This is a genomic window from Acidovorax sp. 93 (genome assembly GCF_003633835.1).
GTDB lineage: Bacteria > Pseudomonadota > Gammaproteobacteria > Burkholderiales > Burkholderiaceae_C > Acidovorax > Acidovorax facilis.
This window is the reverse complement of sequence record NZ_RBIT01000001.1, coordinates 4,732,305-4,750,752: the sequence shown is the minus strand read 5'-3', so window position 1 is coordinate 4,750,752 and position 18,448 is coordinate 4,732,305. Positions and strand designations below refer to the sequence as shown.

At 66.4% G+C, this 18,448-nt stretch carries 15 protein-coding genes; 3 read left to right on the top strand and 12 right to left on the bottom strand.

The annotated features are described in order from the left end of the window. Positions 1–15: 15 nt before the first annotated feature. Genes ligK through C8C93_RS21635 form a run of 3 tightly spaced genes read right to left on the bottom strand, consistent with a single transcriptional unit; the run spans position 16 to position 2,462 of the window. Positions 16–699, bottom strand: coding sequence for a 4-carboxy-4-hydroxy-2-oxoadipate aldolase/oxaloacetate decarboxylase (ligK, locus tag C8C93_RS21645; RefSeq protein ID WP_121508262.1), 684 nt, complete (start codon positions 697–699; stop codon positions 16–18). Between the two features lies 1 nt (position 700). Next, on the bottom strand, positions 701–1,735 hold the full coding sequence (locus tag C8C93_RS21640; protein ID WP_121508261.1) for an amidohydrolase family protein: 1,035 nt from the start codon (positions 1,733–1,735) through the stop codon (positions 701–703). A gap of 34 nt (positions 1,736–1,769) precedes the next feature. Further along, positions 1,770–2,462 carry a substrate-binding domain-containing protein gene (locus tag C8C93_RS21635; RefSeq protein WP_121508260.1) on the bottom strand — a complete coding sequence of 231 codons (693 nt, stop codon included), beginning with the start codon at positions 2,460–2,462 and terminating at the stop codon, positions 1,770–1,772. Positions 2,463–2,632: 170 nt separating this feature from the next. On the opposite strand from C8C93_RS21635, the gene C8C93_RS21630 reads away from it, so the two are divergent. After that, positions 2,633–3,583, top strand: a complete 951-nt coding sequence (locus tag C8C93_RS21630; RefSeq protein ID WP_121508259.1) for a LysR substrate-binding domain-containing protein — start codon at positions 2,633–2,635, stop codon at positions 3,581–3,583. A gap of 105 nt (positions 3,584–3,688) precedes the next feature. On the opposite strand, the gene C8C93_RS21625 is transcribed toward C8C93_RS21630, so the two are convergent. From C8C93_RS21625 to C8C93_RS21600, 6 genes are all read right to left on the bottom strand, one after another. Next, complete coding sequence (locus tag C8C93_RS21625; RefSeq protein WP_233559611.1) at positions 3,689–4,636, bottom strand: NAD(P)-dependent oxidoreductase; 948 nt, start codon at positions 4,634–4,636, stop codon at positions 3,689–3,691. Between the two features lie 14 nt (positions 4,637–4,650). Beyond that, positions 4,651–5,613, bottom strand: coding sequence for a tripartite tricarboxylate transporter substrate binding protein (locus C8C93_RS21620; RefSeq protein WP_121508257.1), 963 nt, complete (start codon positions 5,611–5,613; stop codon positions 4,651–4,653). Then, on the bottom strand, positions 5,613–6,932 hold the full coding sequence (locus C8C93_RS21615; protein ID WP_055398487.1) for a TRAP transporter large permease: 1,320 nt from the start codon (positions 6,930–6,932) through the stop codon (positions 5,613–5,615). The genes C8C93_RS21620 and C8C93_RS21615 overlap by 1 nt, the downstream gene beginning before the upstream one ends. After that, positions 6,929–7,417 (bottom strand): TRAP transporter small permease, encoded by a 489-nt coding sequence (locus tag C8C93_RS21610; protein WP_121421517.1) that lies wholly within the window; start codon positions 7,415–7,417, stop codon positions 6,929–6,931. The genes C8C93_RS21615 and C8C93_RS21610 overlap by 4 nt, the downstream gene beginning before the upstream one ends. A 102-nt stretch (positions 7,418–7,519) precedes the next feature. Continuing rightward, a complete protein-coding gene (locus C8C93_RS21605; protein ID WP_121508256.1) occupies positions 7,520–8,557 on the bottom strand; it encodes a TRAP transporter substrate-binding protein in 1,038 nt (345 codons plus the stop codon). 216 nt (positions 8,558–8,773) lie between these two features. Beyond that, on the bottom strand, positions 8,774–9,562 hold the full coding sequence (locus C8C93_RS21600) for a GntR family transcriptional regulator (protein WP_121508255.1): 789 nt from the start codon (positions 9,560–9,562) through the stop codon (positions 8,774–8,776). A 289-nt stretch (positions 9,563–9,851) separates the two neighbouring features. On the opposite strand from C8C93_RS21600, the gene C8C93_RS21595 reads away from it, so the two are divergent. After that, entirely contained in the window at positions 9,852–10,907 is a 1,056-nt protein-coding gene (locus C8C93_RS21595; RefSeq protein WP_121508254.1) for an aromatic ring-hydroxylating dioxygenase subunit alpha, read from the top strand. Then, positions 10,904–11,869 (top strand): PDR/VanB family oxidoreductase, encoded by a 966-nt coding sequence (locus C8C93_RS21590; RefSeq protein WP_121508253.1) that lies wholly within the window; start codon positions 10,904–10,906, stop codon positions 11,867–11,869. Before C8C93_RS21595 ends, C8C93_RS21590 begins: the two co-directional genes overlap by 4 nt. Positions 11,870–12,052: 183 nt before the next feature. Here C8C93_RS21590 and C8C93_RS21585 read toward each other — a convergent pair whose 3' ends face one another. The 3 genes from C8C93_RS21585 to C8C93_RS21575 form a co-directional block, all read right to left on the bottom strand. Next, a complete protein-coding gene (locus C8C93_RS21585) occupies positions 12,053–12,403 on the bottom strand; it encodes an HPF/RaiA family ribosome-associated protein (RefSeq protein ID WP_055398493.1) in 351 nt (116 codons plus the stop codon). Positions 12,404–12,682: 279 nt separating this feature from the next. Continuing rightward, positions 12,683–14,692, bottom strand: coding sequence for an adenylate/guanylate cyclase domain-containing protein (locus C8C93_RS21580; protein ID WP_121508252.1), 2,010 nt, complete (start codon positions 14,690–14,692; stop codon positions 12,683–12,685). Beyond that, positions 14,664–18,233: a TonB-dependent receptor domain-containing protein gene (locus C8C93_RS21575; protein WP_121508251.1), complete on the bottom strand. Its 3,570-nt coding sequence runs from the start codon at positions 18,231–18,233 to the stop codon at positions 14,664–14,666. Before C8C93_RS21575 ends, C8C93_RS21580 begins: the two co-directional genes overlap by 29 nt. Positions 18,234–18,448: the final 215 nt, after the last annotated feature.

The following is an 18,448-nucleotide window of genomic DNA, read 5'->3' as shown; positions in this document are numbered from 1 at the left end:
ACTTGAGACCGGGGTTCAGTCGATGTACCTGAGGCCTGCCTTCTCCAGGCCGGGGCGCATGTTGTACATATCCAGGCCCAGCACGCCGCTGGCCAGCTTGGCGCGCTTCTCGCCTTCAAAGCTTTCGCGCTTTTGCGCGGCGGCCAGGGTGTCGGCCGCGCGGGCGGCAGGCACACACACCACGCCGTCGTCGTCGGCCACGATCACGTCGCCCGGCGTGACCAGCGCACCGGCGCACACCACGGGGATGTTGACCGAGCCCAGCGTGGCCTTGATGGTGCCCTTGCTGCTGATCGCCTTGCTCCACACGGGGAAGTTCATTGCCTGCAGCGTCTTCACGTCGCGCACACCGGCGTCGATGATGAGCGCGCGGGCGCCACGGGCCTGGAAGCTGGTGGCCAACAGGTCGCCAAAATAGCCGTCGGTGCACTCCGAGGTGACGGCCGCCACCACGATATCGCCGGGCTGGATCTGCTCGGCCGCCACATGCATCATCCAGTTGTCGCCGGGCTGCAGCAGCACGGTGACGGCTGTGCCGCTGACCTGCTGGCCGCCGTAGATGGGGCGCATATAGGGCTTGAGCAGGCCCACGCGGCCCATGGCCTCGTGCACGGTAGCCGAGCCCAGGGCGGCCAGGCCGTCAGCGGCTGCGCGGTCAGCGCGGGTGATGTTGCGGTAGACAACGCCAAGTTCAAACATGTCAGAGCCCCTTTGCCTTCAGGCGTGAATCGAGTCGGGAGAACACGCGGCGCGTGTTGGCTTCGTAGATCTGGTGCTTGTCGTCGGCGCTCAGGATGGTGGACGCCTCGATGTAGCGCTTGGTGTCGTCGTAGTAGTTGCCGGTGGTGGGGTCAATGCCCCGCACCGCGCCGATCATCTCGCTGGCAAACAGCACGTTCTTCACCGGGATCACGGTGTTGAGCAGGTCGATGCCGGGCTGGTGGTACACGCAGGTGTCGAAGTACACGTTGTTCATCAGGTGCTTGTCCAGCAGCGGCTTTTTCATCTCCTGCGCTAGGCCACGGAAGCGGCCCCAGTGGTAGGGCACCGCGCCGCCGCCGTGCGGGATCAGGAACTTGAGCGTGGGGAAGTCCTTGAACAGATCGCCCTGGATGAGCTGCATGAAGGCCGTGGTGTCAGCGTTCAGGTAGTGCGCGCCCGTGGTGTGAAAGCACGCGTTGCAGCTCGTGCTCACGTGGATCATGGCGGGCAGGTCGTACTCCACCATCTTTTCGTAGATGGGGTACCAGTGCTTATCGGTCAGCGGGGGGCTGGTCCAGTGGCCGCCCGAGGGGTCGGGGTTCAGGTTGATGCCCACCGCGCCGTATTCGTGCACGCACTTTTCCAGCTCGGGGATGCAGGTCGCAGGATCGACGCCAGGGCTTTGCGGCAGCATGGCCACGGGCACGAAGTGGTCGGGGAACAGCGTGGAGACCCGATAGCACAGCTCGTTGCAGATGGCGGCCCAGGTGCTGGACACATTGAAGTCGCCGATGTGGTGGGCCATGAAGCTGGCGCGCGGGCTGAACAGCGTGATGTCACTGCCGCGCTCTTTCATCAGCTTGAGCTGGTTGGTCTCGATGGACTCGCGCAGTTCGTCGTCGCTGATCTTGAGGTCTGCCACTTTGGGCATGGCCGATGGGTCTTTGATGCCGGCGATCTGCGCATTGCGCCAGTTCTCCAGCGCCTTGGGGGCCGTGGTGTAGTGGCCGTGGCAGTCGATGATGAGGCTCATGGTTGGTACTCCTGGAAGGTGTTCTTGTGATCGGTCAGGCGGGCTCCATGCCCTGCTTGCGTTTGGCTTCGGCAGCGGCTGGGGAGGCCAGGTAGGCCAGCAAGGCACGCGCGGCATCCACCTGCTGTGAATGCGCGCCAACGCCCGCTGAAAACGTGGTGGTGATCTGGATGGCGGGTGGCAGCGGGCCCACGATCTGGATGCCCGGCACGTGCAGCAGCTCGCTCAACTGTTGAAAGCCCAGCGCCACCTCGCCCTTGGCCACCAGCGAGCCCACCGGCACCCCAGGGGGCGCCTGCACCATGCGCGGTGCGATCTGTTCGGCAATGCCCCAGCGCTCGAACAGCTTGGCGAGTGCCACGCCGCTGGGGCCTGTGGACAGGCTGATGCTGGGCGCGGCCAGCACGGCCTGGCGCACTGCTTCTTCGGTGCGGATGTCGGGCAACGGTGCGCCTGCAGGCACGGCCACGGCCACGCCGGAGTGCACCCAGTCCACCTTGCTGCCGGGCAGCAGGTGACCCGCAGCCAAAAGCTTGTCGATGGCATCGGAGGCAAGGATGACAACGTCGAACGCCTCACCGGCCGCCACACGCTTGGCCGCGTCCACGCCGCCCACCGATTCGATGGCGGCCTGCGTGCCCGATTGCTGCGCAAACCCGGCCCCCAGCTCGGCCAGCACCTGGCGCGTGGCCATCGACGAAATGCCGCGAATTTCTAGGGGGGTCATGCTATGTCTCCTGCCGGGCTGCGGGTGGCCCACGCGTTGCGTGCGCTGGGGTTCCATGGCGCTGATTGTGGTCAGCGCAGGGCCAAACAAGAAGGCGGCACCGGCACTACCAGATATATCATTCCGCGATCGTTGACTTGGAGCTATTCAAATAGCAGAGAGCATTCCCCATGGACCTCAAGCAGATCGAATACTTTGTGCGCGTGGCCGAGCTGGGTAGCTTTACCCGGGCTTCGGTGGTGCTGGACATTGCCCAGCCCGCCCTGAGCCGCCAGGTGCGCCTGCTGGAGGTGGAGCTGCGCCAGAACCTGCTGGTGCGCAATGGCCGGGGTGCCACGCCCACCGAGGCGGGCAAGCTGCTGCTGGAGCATGGGCGGGGCATCCTGCACCAGGTGGAGCGTGCGCGCGAAGAGCTGGGCCGCGTGCGCGGCGCCCTCGCCGGGCGTGTGGCCATTGGCCTGCCGCCCAGCATTGCCAAGGTGCTGACCGTGCCGCTGACCCGCGCCTTCCGCGTGAAGCTGCCCGATGCGGCCCTGGCGATCAGCGAAGGGCTGTCGGTGGCCATGCGCGAGTCGTTGACCACAGGGCTGCTCGACATTGCGCTGCTCTACAACACGCCCCCTGCGCCGGGCATCGAGATCACCGCGCTGCTGGAGGAAGACCTGTTCCTGGTGCAGCGCCGCGCCGTGGGCCAGAGCGAGGCGGAGGCCGATGCCCTGGCCCGCACGCCCCTGCCGCTGGACGAGCTGCCCCGCTTTCCGCTGGTGATCCCCACGCGCCCCAACTCGATCCGCATGCTCGTGGAATCGGAACTGGCCGCGCGCGGCAAACGCCCCCAGATCAGCCTGGAGATCGACGGTGTGGCCGCCATCCTGGACTTGGTGGCCGATGGCGCGGGCTGCGCGGTGCTGCCCATGAATGCGGTCACCACGTCGGGCAAGCCCGAGGTGTTCATTACGCGGCCGATTCTGGGTGCGAGCATGGATGGCGAGGACAGCGCAAGGCTGCGCAGCAAGCTCTTCTTGGCCGTGAGTTCGCAGCGCCCGGCAACGCTCACGCAGCAGGCGATGGCGGAGCTGATTCGCAGCACCTTGCAAGCGTTGTACAGGAGCCCCCCCTGAGGCGCTGCGCGCCCCGGTGCAGCCGCCCGAGGTGGCAGCTCTTCGCGAACGTCCAAGCCTGTGCAAGCAGGCTTGGAGCAGAGGCCCATCAAAGGGACCGAGGCGTCAGCCCCCGGCTGCAGGTGATGACAAACTTTCTAACAACCGATCCGCATAGTCCTGCCAGCGCGCGTCCTGGGGCAGACCTTGAAAGATGCCTTCGCGCGCCAGGTCGGCCACCCACTGCTGCTTGTCGGCGATGGCTGATGCCATCAGCGGCGCCATGCCTGCTTCACCCACGGTGCGGGCCGACTCGCGCATCTCTTCGGCGCGGCGCTGGCCGTGCTGCACCACGCGGCTGAAGAAGTAGCTTCCCTGCTTTTGCCAGTCGATGGACGGAAAGGTCTCAGCCAAGGTGGGCAGCACATGGTCTTCCACACCGTAGTGGCGGGCCGTTGCATAGCTCTCCATCACCAGCGCCTCCAGCCCCTTGATCATGACGCTGCGGCACATCTTGATGGCACTGGCCACGCCCAGCTGGTCGCTGACCGGCTTGGCGTCCATGCCCCACCCGTGCAACACAGGCGCCAGCGTGGCGGCGTGGGGGCCTCCGAGCAGCATGGGCACGGCGATGCCATAGGGCGGCACCGACGTCATCACCCCCGCCTCGACGTACCGGGCGCCACGCGCATGGATCAACGCGGCGGCCTGCTGCTTGGTGCCGGGGGATGCGGAATTGAGGTCCAGAAAGAACGCGCCAGGCGCAATGTGCAGCGCCACCGCCTCGGCCACCGCCAGCGTGTTGCTGGCCGTCACGGCCGACACGATGAGCTGGCGCCCGGCGCACAGGGCCGCAACGCTGTCGGCCGCAACCGCGCCCGCCACCTGTGCGTGGGCGAGCGGCTCGGGGCCCTTCGCAGGGTCGATGAACTTCAGGTCCCATACCGCCAGATCGCTCACACCGGCGTTGCGCAGGCCCGCTGCAAAGATGCGGCCCACCTCGCCGTAGCCGACGATACCCAGGCGGTCCACGCGGTCCACAGGGGGCAAGACTGGGTTCTCTTCGGTCTGCATGGTGCTATCAGGTTTCATTGCTTGGGGATGCCCGCGCGCTCCATCACGGCGCGCCAGCGGTCGATGTCGGTTTTGAGCAGGGCAGCGGCCTGCTCGGGTGTGGAGGTGCGGGGCTCGACGTTGAGCGCGCGCAGCTGCTGCTGCACAGCGGGTGTCGCCACAGTGGCCACCACCTCGCGCTGCAGCCGGTCCACCACCGCGCGCGGTGTGCGCGAGGGCACGGCCAGCGCGTTCCATGAAGCGGCCACAAAACCCTTCACGCCCAGCTCCACCGCCGTGGGCGCATCGGGCAACACCACAGAGCGCTGCTCGCCCGTGACCGCCAGCACACGCAACGCCCCGGCGCGCACCTGCGGCAAGGTGGAGCCCAGAATCTCCACGCCCACATCCACCTGCCGACCCCGCAACGCGGTGATGAGTGCGGGCGTGCCGTTGAACGGCACCACCTGCGCATCAATGGCCGCGCTGCTTTTGAACAGCTCGGCCGCCAGGTGCTGGGTGCTCCCGATGTTGATGCTGCCGATATTGAGTTGGCCTGGATGGGCCCGCGCATGCGCCTGCAGCTGGGCCAGCGTGCGGTGGGGCGAATCGGCAGGTACCAGCACCGCGATATCGAAGAAACCCAGCGTGCTGACCGGAGCGAAGTCGGCCAGCGTGTCGTAGGGCAGCGACTTGAAAAGGCTTGCGGATACCGCCGTGCCGTTGGACAGCAGGAACAGCGTATGCCCGTCGGGCTCCGCGCGTGCGACCGCATCGGCAGCCGCCACACCCCCGGCGCCGGGGCGGTTGTCGATGACCACGGGCGGCCCCAGCCGCGCGGCCAGCCCGGTTGCCACGGCGCGTGCAGTGAGGTCACCCACGCCGCCCGCCGCAAAGGGCACCACGATGCGCAGCGCCTTGGTTGGAAATGCGGGCTGCGCACGCAGCACGGTGCAGGGGGTGAGGCCCAGCGCGAGGAGTGCTGCCCGGCGATCCATCAGCCGACGAACTGCACCAGCCACAAAGAGATGGGCGGAAACACCAGCAGCAGCGTGGTCCGCACCACATCGCTGGCGAGGAAAGGCATTACGCCCTTGTAGCTCTCAGCGATGGGTACGTCTTTCGCAAGGCCATTGACCACGTACACATTCAGGCCCACGGGCGGCGCAAGCAAGCCAAACCCCACCGTCATGAGCACCATGATGCCAAACCAGATGGCTGTGTGCTCCTGCGACATGCCGAAGTCCAGGCCCATGATCACCGGGAAGAAAATGGGGATGGTCAACAAGATCATGGACAACTCGTCCATCACCGCACCCAGCACCACGTAAAAGAGCAGGATGCCGGCCACCACCATATAGGGCGAAACGTTCCAGCCCTGGATCAGGCCCGCCAGCTGACCAGGCACCTGCGTCAATGCGAGCGCCGTGTTCATCATGTCGGCGCCAATGAAGATCATGAAGATCATGGCGCTGGCAGACGCGGTGGACAGGAAACACTGCTTGATTTTCTCCAGTGTCAGTTCGCGCTTGAGCAGCGCCGCAAGGAAGGTGCAGGCCACGCCTACCCCCGCGCCCTCGGTGGGTGTGAACAGGCCGCCATAGATGCCGCCAAACACCACCAGGAACACGATGGCAATGGGCAGCACTCCCAGCAGGGCCTGCAAGGACATCTTGGGAAGATCGACGGTGTGGTCCGGCGCATGGCCGGGGCGGATGCGCACGTAGATCGCAATCGCGATCATGTAGCCCAGCATGGCGATGATGCCGGGGATGGTGGCCGCAGCAAACAGCTTGGCGATGTTCTGCTCGGTCAGGATGGCGTAGATCACAAGAGGCACCGAGGGCGGGATCAGAATGCCCAGCGTGCCTCCCGCCGCCAGCGTGCCGGTGGCCAGGCGGCCGGAGTAGCCGTGCCGCTTCATCTCGGGCAGCGCCACCGACGTGATGGTGGCTGCGGTGGCAATGGACGAGCCGCAAATGGCGCCAAAGGCCGCACTCGCCGCCACCGCTGCCATGGCCAGCCCGCCCTTGAAGCGCGCCATGAGCACGCTGGCAAACTGGAACAGCGCCTTGGAGATGCCTCCCTGCGTGGCGAAGTTGCCCATGAGGATGAACAGGGGGATCACCGACAGGTCATAACTCGCAAACCGCGCAAAGGCCAGGCCGTTGAGGTTGTTGAGAAACGGCGGTAGCCCTACCTGGTAGAGGTAGCCAAAGGCACCAGCGCCAAACATCGCCGCCGCAATGGGCACACGCACCACCATGAGCGCAAGCATCACACCAAAAATCGAAAGAGCGAGGGCCAGCGGGCTCATGCGGCATCCTCTTCTTCAATTTCAATGTGCGCCGGGCCGAAGGCCTGCACCAGGGCAATCACCCCCGTCAGCAACAGGGGCGGCACCATGGCAGCGTACGTGATCCATTCAGGAAACCCAAGCATCATGGTGGTGGTCATGGAGTTGCGGGCACTGAGCCCACCCGTGGCCGTGCGCCAGGCCAGCACGAGGAACATAGCCGATAGCAGCAGTGCGCCGAAGCGGTCCAGCCGGGCATTCACGGCCGAGGAGGCCCGGGCGGTGAAAAAGTCCACGATGATGTTCTGGCGGCGCAACTGGCACCAGGGCATGAACAGCGCGATCGCGGCCCCTGCGGCCACGGCCGTGAGTTCGTAGTCGCCTAGGACAGTCCAGCCCGTGGTGTTGCGGCCCACAATGCTTGCACAGGTGACCAGCGTCACCCCCGTGAGAATGACCCCGGCCAGCACCGCGCAAGCCTGGGCGAGAAACGATAGGAACTTCAAGGCAGGGTCCTGTCAAAAAATCAAACCGATCCATTCCGGTACCCACCAGAGCGGATCGGCATGGAGCAGCGCAACCGGGTGCGCCTGGCGACACCGCCGAGGTTATCGGCTGTGCTTTTCGATCAGGGCCCGCGCCTCAGCAGCAAGCTTGGCACCGTCGATGCCCTTGCCCTTCACCTCGTTGATCCAGTCGGTTTCCACACTGGCAGCCGTGCGGCGCCAGCGCTGCGTCTCGGCCAGATCCAGGGCAACGATGTTGTTCTTGGCGCGCTCGGCAATCTGGCGGCCCACCTTGTCGCCCTCGTCCATGGCGCGGCCAAACATGGCGGCGGTCTCGATGCCGGAGTTCTTGTCGATCACGGCCTTGAGGTCGGGGGGCAGCTTGTCGTAGCTGGCCTTGTTCATCGAGAACGCAAAGGTCTGCGTGTACAGCCCTTCCTTGCCCGCAAAGGTGGTGTGGTTGCGCACCAGCTCGGTCACCTTGAGCGACGGCGTCACTTCCCACGGGATGGTGGTGCCGTCGATGGTGCCCTTGCTCAGCGCATCGGTCACCGCAGGCACGGGCATGCCCACGGGCGTGGCGCCCAGCTTGGTGAGCATGTTGTTGATGATGCGCGAGCCCCCGCGCACCTTCATGCCGCGCAGGCTTTCCAGGCCGGTGACCGGCGCCTTGGTATGGAACAGGCCGGGGCCATGCGTGTGCACGGCGATCAGCTTGACGTCCTTGAACTCATCGGCCGCGAACTTCTCGACGTATTCCTGGATGGCGCGCGAAGACGCTTCAGCGCTGCCGCTCATGAAGGGCAGCTCGAACACTTCCGTCTTGGGGAAGCGGCCCGGGGTGTAGCCCAGCACCGTCCAGGTGAAGTCCACCACGCCGTCGCGCGCCTGGTCAAACAGCTGTGGCGGCGCACCGCCCAGCTGCATGGCGTGGAACAGTTGCACCTTGATCTTGCCGCCCGACTCGGCCTCGACCTTCTGGGCCCAGGGCACCAGGGCCTTGGCCGGGATGGTGGCCTGGGGTGGGAGCATCTGGTGCAGCCGCAAGGTCACGGTCTGCGCCATGGCACTGCCAGCCACAGTTGCCAGGGCCGCCGCCCCCAGGGCCGTCAATGCGGCGCGTCGCTTGAAGAAGTTCATTTTTTGTCTCCGGTCTCGATTTATCTGCACATCTGCGAGGCCACACCCCAGGGCCGCAGAGAACCTGCGGCATGGAGCGGGACACTGTCCCGCCCCCACTGTGCATGCAGTCGCATCCACATGCCAGTTCTATGACGGACTTTCAGCTATGCCGTAACGTTATGAAACCGGTGAAACCCGCAGACCCTGCAACCCTCGCGCTTGGTGGGTTGTCCGTCACCCCCGCCGAATGAGCGTGAGGGCGGGCATGTCGGCATGCACCTGCCCACCGGCCTGGCCCGACAAGGCTGCACGCAGGTTGCGCTGCGCGAGGCGCGAGTGCTCGCGCATGATCGCCTCGGCCCGCGCGCCCTCATGGTGCTCGATGGCGTCCAGCAGCTGGCTATGCTGGTCTTGGGCCACCACCAGCAAGTCGCGCGCCTGCGGCGAATGGGTCTGCACCATCACAAAGGCCGAGGGCGACGCAAACGGCAAGCCCTTGACCCGCTCCAGCTCCCGCGCCACCACATCGCTGCCCACCATGCGGCCCAGCAGCAGGTGAAAACGTGCGTTCAGCTCCACATAGCGCGAGAAACCCACGTCGTCCAGCGTGGAAGGGGCCAAGGTGGTGTCGATGGCATCCAGGCAGGCATGGGCGTCGGCCAGCACGGCGGCATCCACCCCGCGCTCGGCCGCCAGGCGCGCGGCCAGCCCTTCCAGCGTGCCGCGCAGCGCAATGGCGTCGGCCACATCGGTTTCGGAAAAGGTGCGCACGGCGTACCCGCCCCCTGGCAGCAGCTGCAGCAGGCCCTCTTGCTCCAGCCGCATGAGCGCGGCGCGGATGGGCGTGCGCGACACCCCCAGCTTCTCGACGATGGCCAGCTCGGCAATGCGCGCACCGCCCGGCAACTCGCCCGCCAGGATCATTTCACGCAGGCGCAGCTGCGCCTTCACCGACTGCGAAGCGCCACCTTCGGCAGCGTCGCCCGGAGTGGAATCCGCGAGGAGGGGCTCAGAGAGGTTCATGTGGAGTGTGCGGAGAGGTGATCAGAAAAAACCATGCACCCAAGGCTTGGGTCAGCCCGGCAGCCCATTAATGTATACAAACAAAAACTAACCCAACTAAAAAAATTCAAAAATAGCTTCAAAAACAATGGCATATGCGATATGCCCATTCGCAATAGCTGCTTTTCAGCGATTGAATGTATACATCGGACGGCCTTTTTTGCACAATCCGCTTCACAACACCAAAGCGCTGAAGGCGGCCTGCGGGCCAGGCCAACAACATCCCACCACCCCACGGAGAGAGACAAGCATGTTTCCCAAAAACGCCTGGTACGTAGCCTGCACCCCTGACGAGATCGCCGACAAGCCCCTGGGCCGCACCATCTGCGGCGAGAAGATCGTCTTCTACCGCCCCGCGCCCGACCAGGTCGCCGCGCTGGACGACTTCTGCCCCCACCGGGGCGCACCACTGTCGCTGGGCACGGTGTGCGAAGGCCACCTGCAATGCGGCTACCACGGCCTCAGGGTGGAATGCACGGGCAAGTCGGTGTCCATGCCCGGCCAGCGCGTGCAAGGGTTCCCCAAGGCGCGCAGCTTTCCGGTGGTGGAGCGCTACGGCTTCATCTGGGTGTGGCCCGGCGACGCGGCGCAGGCCGACCCCGCCACCATCCACCACCTGCCCTGGGCCAACAACCCCGAATGGGCCTATGGCGGCGGGCTGTACCACATTGCCTGCGACTACCGCCTGATGATCGACAACCTGATGGACCTGACGCACGAGACCTACGTGCACTCCACCAGCATCGGCCAGAAGGAAATCGACGAGGTGCCCTGCAAGACCCGCGTGGAGGGCGACGAGGTGATCACCAGCCGCTTCATGGAAGGCATCGAAGCGCCGCCCTTCTGGAAGATGGCGCTGCGCATGAACGGCCTGCCCGACGACCAGCCGGTGGACCGCTGGCAGATCTGCCACTTCACACCACCCAGCCATGTGCTGATCGAGGTGGGCGTGGCGCTGGCGGGCAACGGCGGCTATGACGCCCCGGCGGACAAGAAGGCATCGAGCATCGTGGTGGACTTCATCACGCCCGAGACCGAGACTTCGATCCACTACTTCTGGGGCATGGCGCGCAACTTCAAGCCGCAAGACCCCTCGCTCACCACGCAGATCCGCGAGGGCCAGGGCAACATCTTTGCCGAAGACCAGGACATGCTGGAACAGCAGCAGCAGAACCTGCTGCGTTACCCCGACCGCAAGCTGCTCATGCTGAACATCGACGCAGGCGGGGTGCAGTCGCGCAAGATCCTGGACCGCATCATCGCGGCCGAGCAGGCCGCCGCTGCACCCCAGGCGGTGGCCGCATGACCGCGCAGGAAACGATCCAGGTCCGCGTCGTCAAAAAGCAGGCCGAGGCCGAAGGCATTGCCAGCTTCGAGCTGGCGCGCGTGGACGGCGCCGCGCTGCCACCGTTCAGCGCGGGTTCGCACATCGATGTGCATCTGCCCGGAGGTGTGACGCGGCAGTATTCGCTGTGCAACGCCTCGCACGAATCGCACCGCTACCGCATTGCCGTGCTGCGCGATCCGGCGTCGCGTGGCGGCTCGGTCGCCATGCACGACAGCGTGCACCAGGGCGATGTGATCACCATCAGCACACCCCGCAACCACTTTGCGCTGCACCCCGCGCAGCGCACGGTGCTGCTGGCCGGTGGCATTGGCGTCACGCCGCTGCTGTGCATGGCCGACCGGCTGGCGCGCACGGGCGCCGACTTTGCGCTGCACTACTGCACACGCTCTGCCGAACGCACGGCGTTTGCTGCCGAAATTGCCGCATCGGCCATGGCACCGCGTGTGCATTTCCATTTCGATGCGGGCCCGGCCGAACAGAAGCTGGACATTGCCGCCGTGCTGGCCGCGCCCGGGCCCGACAAGCGCCTGTATGTATGTGGACCGGCAGGCTTCATCGACCATGTGGCGAACAGTGCCAAGGCCCTGGGCTGGGCGCAGGACCACATCCACCTCGAATACTTTGGCGCCCCTGCGCAGGACACCTCGGGCGATCAGGGCTTTGACGTGCGCATTGCCAGCACGGGCAAGGTCTATGCGATTGCGCCCGACGTGTCGGTGGTGGAAGCCCTGCGCAAGGAGGGCATCGACATCCTGACCTCGTGCGAGCAGGGCGTGTGTGGCACCTGCCTCACGCGCGTGCTGGAGGGCGAGGTGGACCACCGCGACATGTACCTGACGGACGAAGAAAAGGCAGCCAACGAACAGTTCATGCCCTGCTGCTCGCGCGCGCGCAGCAAGCTGCTCGTGTTGGATTTGTGAAGTTGAACACCCCCTGAGTCGCCTGGGGCGCCTTCCCCCTGAAGGGGGACGACGCCCTCGCTGCGGGGCGGCCCTTGCCAGGCGTCCCCCGCGTGGGGCTCGCGAGGGTTTGGCTGAAAACTCCTGAATTGATAGCTGCTAGCGCTTATCCATCAAGCGCTAGCAGCCGATTTCACTCAAAACTCACTCTTCCACGGCCGTGCGGATCGTGTCGCGGCCGTGCCGGTCTTTGACGCGGCCCAGGTCGGTGTCGAGCGCGCGGGCCAGTTTGTCCACAGCGCCGATGAAGGCGTTGGCCATCTTGTCGGCTTCGTCGGTCACAGTGACCGGCTGGCGGCCGGTCACGCGGGCCTCGATGCGGCAGCGTTTGTCATTGGCGCCGGACTTGCCCGCATCCAGATCTGACAGAAACACCTCCAGCCGCGTGATGTGGTCCTGAAAGCGCGTGAGGCGGCTCTTGGACTCGTCCGTGATCCATTGCGCGAGCGACTCGCCGCCGTGGATGTGGTCGTCAGTGTTGACTTGTACTTGCATCAGAGTTCCTTTCAGATGACGTTGCTCAGGGGTCCATGATGGCACCGCAGGCCTTGACCCCGGTAAACACATGTCAAAACATCCTCAGTACCTGTTCATGGTCTTTTCGGGGATCGCATTGGAGTGCCATCGGGAGGAGTGGATGCTTCAGGTGCGCCGCATGGGCTCGTGCCCATGCAAGCAACCGGGGCGCCAAAGCTCCGAGTTCATCGGCCCGATTTCACTCCAACCCTTCGGGCAAGTGCCTTGTGCGACCCCGAAAAGACCTTGAACAGGCTACTACAACTTGTCCAGCGCCACGGCGGGCGACCAGTCGCTGCCAACGGGCAAGGCGCGCGCCTCTGCCACGCGCTGCTGCAGGCGCAGCGCCGCCGCATCCCCAGGCACGCGTGCCAGCACCTGCGCCAGATAGCCGCTGGCACCGTCCCAATCGCGCGCGTGGAAGGCATTAAGCGCGGCCAGGCTGGCATCCCGCACAGCGGCATCGTCACACGGTGTGAACACACGCACGGGCTCGGTTTTGCCCTTCACGACCACATCATCGAGCGCGCGCAGAGCCACCGAAGAAGGCAGCTGCGCGGCGGTGGCAGCAGAGAGCAGGATGCCGGTGCCAAAGGCCTTGTTGGCGCCCTCCAGCCGTGCGGCCAGGTTCACCGCATCGCCAATCGCGGTGTACGAAAAGCGCTGCTCCGACCCCACATTGCCCACCACCACCCGCCCCGTGTGCAGGCCAATGCGCATGTGGATGGGCGGCAGGCCCCGCGCACGCAGGTCGGCCACCAGCACCTGCATGGCCTGCTGCATGGAGATGGCCGCAGTCACCGCGTGCTCGGCGTGCTGCGGGTCGTCGAGCGGCGCCCCCCAAAAGGCCATCACCGCGTCGCCGATGAACTTGTCCACCGTGCCACCCGTGGCGTGCACGATGGGCGTCATGGCGTTGAAATACGCGGTGAGCACTTCCACCGTCTGCTCGGCACTGAGCTGCTCGGACAGCGTGGTGAAGTTGGCCAGGTCGGTGAACATGAGCGTGACCTCGCGCGCCTCTCCGCCCAGGCGCATCAGCTCGGGCTGCGCAATGAGGCGCGAGACCACGGCGGGCGGCACATACTGCGCAAACATCGCCCGCGTCTGGCGCGCGCGCCGGCGCACAAAGGCATAACCCGCCAGCGCCGCTGCACCATAGACCGCCAATGCCGCCGCCGCAGGCAGCAAGGGCGGCCACCACAGCTGAAAGCGCCCGAACAGCCACCACGAGGCTCCCGCTATCGCCGCCACCAGCGCCGCCGCCAGCGCTGCGGCGCCCGCCGGGTGCAGCCTGCGGTTGCCCCATAGCAGCAAGGGGACCAGCAGCGCTACGAGGGCCAGCGTCCAGCCTTCGGGCACGCTGCGCAGCCCGCCGCCGGTGAGGTAGTTGTCCACCAGCGTGGCCTGCAGTTCCACACCGGGAAACAGGCGCTCGCCCCCTGCGGTGCCAAACGGTGAATTGAACAGGTCGGCCTGCGACCGCGACAACTCGGTCGCGGTGCGCGCCGAGCGCCCCACCAGCACGATCTTGTTCTTGAAGAAGCCCGCAGGCAGCAGGCCCGGCTCCAGCGCCTGGTAGTAAGAGCGCGTGTCAAACGTGCCGCGCGGGCCCCGGTAGCCGATCCAGTCGAAGTGGCGCAGCACCGGCAGCTTGCCGCGCGCCTCGGCCGCGCGCTGGGCCAGCCGCAGGGCAAAACCCTCGCGCGCCACGGGCACACGGCGCACCACAAAGTCATCGTCGGGCTCCACCCCGGCATCGCCCGCATCGGCTCCGGCGTCCAGAAACCGCTGCAGTGGCATCACGTCCAGCCACAGCGCAGCGTTGCTGCTGTCGATCTTTTCACGGGTGGCGGCCAGCACCACGGGGCCGGTCTCTGCGATGGCCTGCGCCAGTGCGGCATCTTCGGTTTCGGTTGATGGGTCGGCGAACACGATGTCCAGGCCCACAGCGGCGGCACCCTCGTCGTGCAAACGCTTCAAAAGCGCTGCATGCACGCTGCGCGGGAAGGGCCAGGTGTGTTGCAGCTCTTGAAACGTGGGTTCGTCAATCGCCAGGATCACCACGGGCAGCGCCGTGCGCTGCGGCGCAGTCCAGGCCGTGAGCACGTCGAAGGTCTTGAACTCCAGCGCGTGCCAGGTGCGGCTGAACGTGGCCGCCCCCACCAGCAGCAGCGCCAGCGCGCAGGCTGCCAGCGCGTAGACCTGTTGCTGGCGCCGGACCGCTGGTGATGCGGAATCAGAAGCGGTAGCGCGCGTCCAGAACATACCGGGTCTTTCTGCGGTCTGACTTCGGCGCCCACAGGTTCAATGCGGCCACGCCCACCACCCAGTGTTTGTCCTGCGATTCCCAGAAACCCATCAGGTCCAGGCCCCAGCCGGGCGCCATGCGCGTGAGGTTTTCCTTGTCTTCAAAACGCTCCGACCGGTACACCGCACGGCCGCTGACATAAAACCGCTGCGGGCTGACCCAGGTGGCGCCCAGCACTGCGGTGTGGCGCGGAATGTAGGGGATGCGCCCTGTCGGCCCTTCCGTGTCGTAGATATGGCTTTCGCTGCCCTGGTAGAGGTACTTGGCGTAGCCCGACCAGCGCCGGTTGAACATATGGTTGACACCGGCACCCAGTGTCTTGAGGGTGCCAGCGTCGAAGCTGGGCGTGTCTTCCAGCAGATCGGTGGTGGAGAGGTTGACCAGCTGGACGTTGCGCATTTCTTCCAGGAACGGCAGGCTGGGGGTGCGCAGGTCTACGCCCACGGTACCGGGGTTGCGCACACGCAGATGGTCTGCACGCAGGCTCAGGAACGTATTGGCTCCCAGTTCCATGCCCAGTTGCGCCACGGTGCGCTTGTGGCGGCCACCAGCTTCCACCAGCCGGTCTTCCACGGGAATGCCTGCCGTTTCCACGCTGGTAAGGGTGGAAACGCTGAGTGGCCGCAGCCAGTCCTGGTAGGCCATGCGCAGGGTGGTGCCTGCGGCGGGTTGCCACACCATGCCTACGCGGGGGGTGACGACGCGCTCCATCTCAGCGCGGCGCGCTTCCACCTCACTAAATCGGTCCAGCCCCACCAGGTAGCTTTGCGTCAGGCCATCCACGCGGTGGCGTATCTGCTGCAGCCCCAGCGCGGCATCCAGGTTCAGCGCCGGGTCCAGCCGCTGCGTCGTCGCCAGGGTAAGGCCCGTGTAGCGCCGATCCACATGGTTGTAGCCGCCTACCAGCAGGTAATCACGATAGGGCCCCTCACCGGGAATGTCGGCGCCCACCACGGCCTCGCCACCGATCAGGTTGTTCTGGCGCTCGCGCACATGCTCCAGCGCTACGCTCCAGCGGCTTCCGGGCGCTGTGTCTACCGTATGGCGCAGCTGCAGGTCGTTGATCTGCTTCTTCGGTTCGCTGCTCACACCCATCAGGCTTACAAAGGGTGGCTCCAGGTACAGGGTCGGATAGCGCAGCAGCAGGATGTTTTCCACGCTGCGGCCGAGCTTGATCCAAGTCTGTTCGGTCGGGCCCCAGCGGTAGGACATGCCCACGGCGCCCTGGGTACTGGTGTTGTCCATCGCCGTCTCGAACAGGTTCTGGCTGCGCAAACGCATGTCGAACTGGTTGACATAGGCAAACAGGTTGATGCGCTCGGTAGGCTGCATGCCAGCCCCCACCGTGACTGCCCGCGCGCGCACGTCGCCATAGCCACCGCGCACGGCAGGCGCATCGTTGACCTGGAGGTCAAACGGGAACTCGCTGGCGTTGGCTGACTGCGCCTTGAAGAACCACGACACGGGCACACGGCTGTTGTCCATGCCGTTGAGCGTGACCGCAGGGGCTCGCATGCGGTACTGGTCGCGGTCCAGCGTCACCCCCACCGCCCCATGCGCCCCGGGTTGCTGCAGCAGCGACGAATACCGCTGGCTCGCCCCAAACGCCATCGGGTCTGTGAGGAAACCCTGGAACAGCGCCGAGTTCTTGTTGAACTCGCCCGCATACCGGTCTGCCAGGAACAGGTGGCTTCCGCCCCAGTACGGATAGAAGCTCTGCTGCGCCAGTTCCAGCGCCCAGTCTTCCATGCCAAAGAAGGCCATGGAGGCACCCAGGTTGGCGCTGCCTTTCTGGTCGTTGGCGACCTGGTTGAGCGACTTGAGGTAGGGCATGCGTTGCACCGCTGCGCGCGCAGCCTCCACCGCTTCGCCGGGCTGGAACAGGTCGGTGTGGATCTGTGCCAGCAGCATGTAGGGCACGGGGTCCTTGTCGTCCAGGCTGCTGGCCTGGCGCAGCGTGGCCAGCGCATCCTGGTGGCGGCCCAATTGGTAGTACGCCACGGCCGTCCAGGTCTTGGCGCGGGCGTAGCGGGGCTCCATGACGCCCGCGCGCAAAAAGGCATCCAGCGCGGCCTGCGGGTCGCCCTGCTTGAGGTGCAGCAGCCCCTGGCCGGTGAGTGCCACGTAGTCCGCCGGGTTGTCGCCCAAAGCGGTGGCAAAGGCTTGGCCCGCCTCGGTGAACTGGTTGGTGAAGGTTTCCAGCGTGCCCAGCTCGCCCCAGGCGCCTGGGCTTTGGGGCGACAGTGCCAGCGCCTGCTGCAGATTGGCGCGGGCGGGGCGGGCGTCTTCGCGTTCGGTGTGGGCACTGCCCAGGCCCTGCCAGCCCCGGGCGTCTTGCGGAGCGAGCTGCGTGGCCTCGGTGTACGCACTCAGTGTGCCGGGGGCATCGCCCCGGCGGCGGGCCAATTCAGCCCGCACCATCGCAAGCTCTGCATGCGCCGTGCCCTGTGCCGGAGCCAGCGTGGCGGTGGCCTCGTCCACGCGGTCGCTCAGCAGTTGCACCCGGGCCAGCTGGGCCACCAGGGCCGGGTGCGCGGGCCAGCGCTGCAGGGCGGTGCGCAGCGTGGTGGCCGCGGCGGCGGCGTCGCCTTCCATGAGCAACACATCCGACTGCATGAGCCAGACCGGCAACGGGGCGGCCGGTGTGGCCGCCTGGCGGGCCAGCTGTTCGCGCGCAGCGAGGACATCGCCCGCCTGCAGTGCGATGGCGGTTTCCATCACGGCCACCCAAGGTGCGGAGGCGCCGCTGTTTGCTTTCGCCTGTGCTAGCGCGGCGCGCGCGGCGGGTACATCGCGGGCCACCAGCGCGGTGCGCACGGGAGCCAGCGCTTCGGGCACGGGTTCAGCAGAAAGGTGCGGCAGCGGGTCGGCGCGCAGGGCGTTCACCCACTGGATGCGGTCGCGCGGCTGGCTCAGCACCAGCTTGACCGGGGCCTTGCCCACCTCGGCATAGGCAGCCTCGTTGGCGCCCACCGACACCTGCCCCTGGGCATTGGAGAACTCCACCGTGCCCGACAGCACGGTCAGCAAGGTGCGGCCGTCGTCCTCCACGCTGATGTCCCAGTCGGTGCCCCGGATCGCCGCCGTGGCCGCCGGGGTTTCCAGGTTCAGCCGCGAGCCGTCGGCGCGGCGCGTCTGCGTCCAGGCCCGGCCCGCGTTGAGCAGCAGCGTGGTCACCGGCTGGGCGGGTGTGGCCACGCCCTTGACCTGCAGCACCGTGTTCTGGTGCAGGCGCAGCTGGGTGTCGTCGGCAAACAGCAGGGCCATCCGCGCGGCTTGCCGGGTGCGCACGAAATCGCCCGTGGCGAGGGCCTGGGCCGGGCGAGCGGGCTGCCAGTCGGCTGCAGCTGCGGCACGCTGGTCGCCCGTGCCCTGCAGGCTGACGATCTCGGCGGCAGCACCTGCGGGCACAGCGGCCTGGGACAGCAGCGGCCAGGCCAGGGCGGTCAACGTGGCCAACGCCGTGAGCGCGGGCAGGCAATGCTTCTTGTGGGACATGTCGTGGGCTTTCGGGGAAGGCTGGAGGGGCACCACCTGGCGCAGCCTCCCTGGCGCCCGGCGAGCAGAAATTATGGCCAGCCCACCGCCCCAACCGGCCTCTTGCGAGACACCGCACGGTTGCATTTTCATGAAGAAAGCCACATTTCGTAGCACTGCTTTACCGGCGGCAGGCCTCGCGCAGCCCTGCACGGCCCCTTCCTACAGACGTGGCG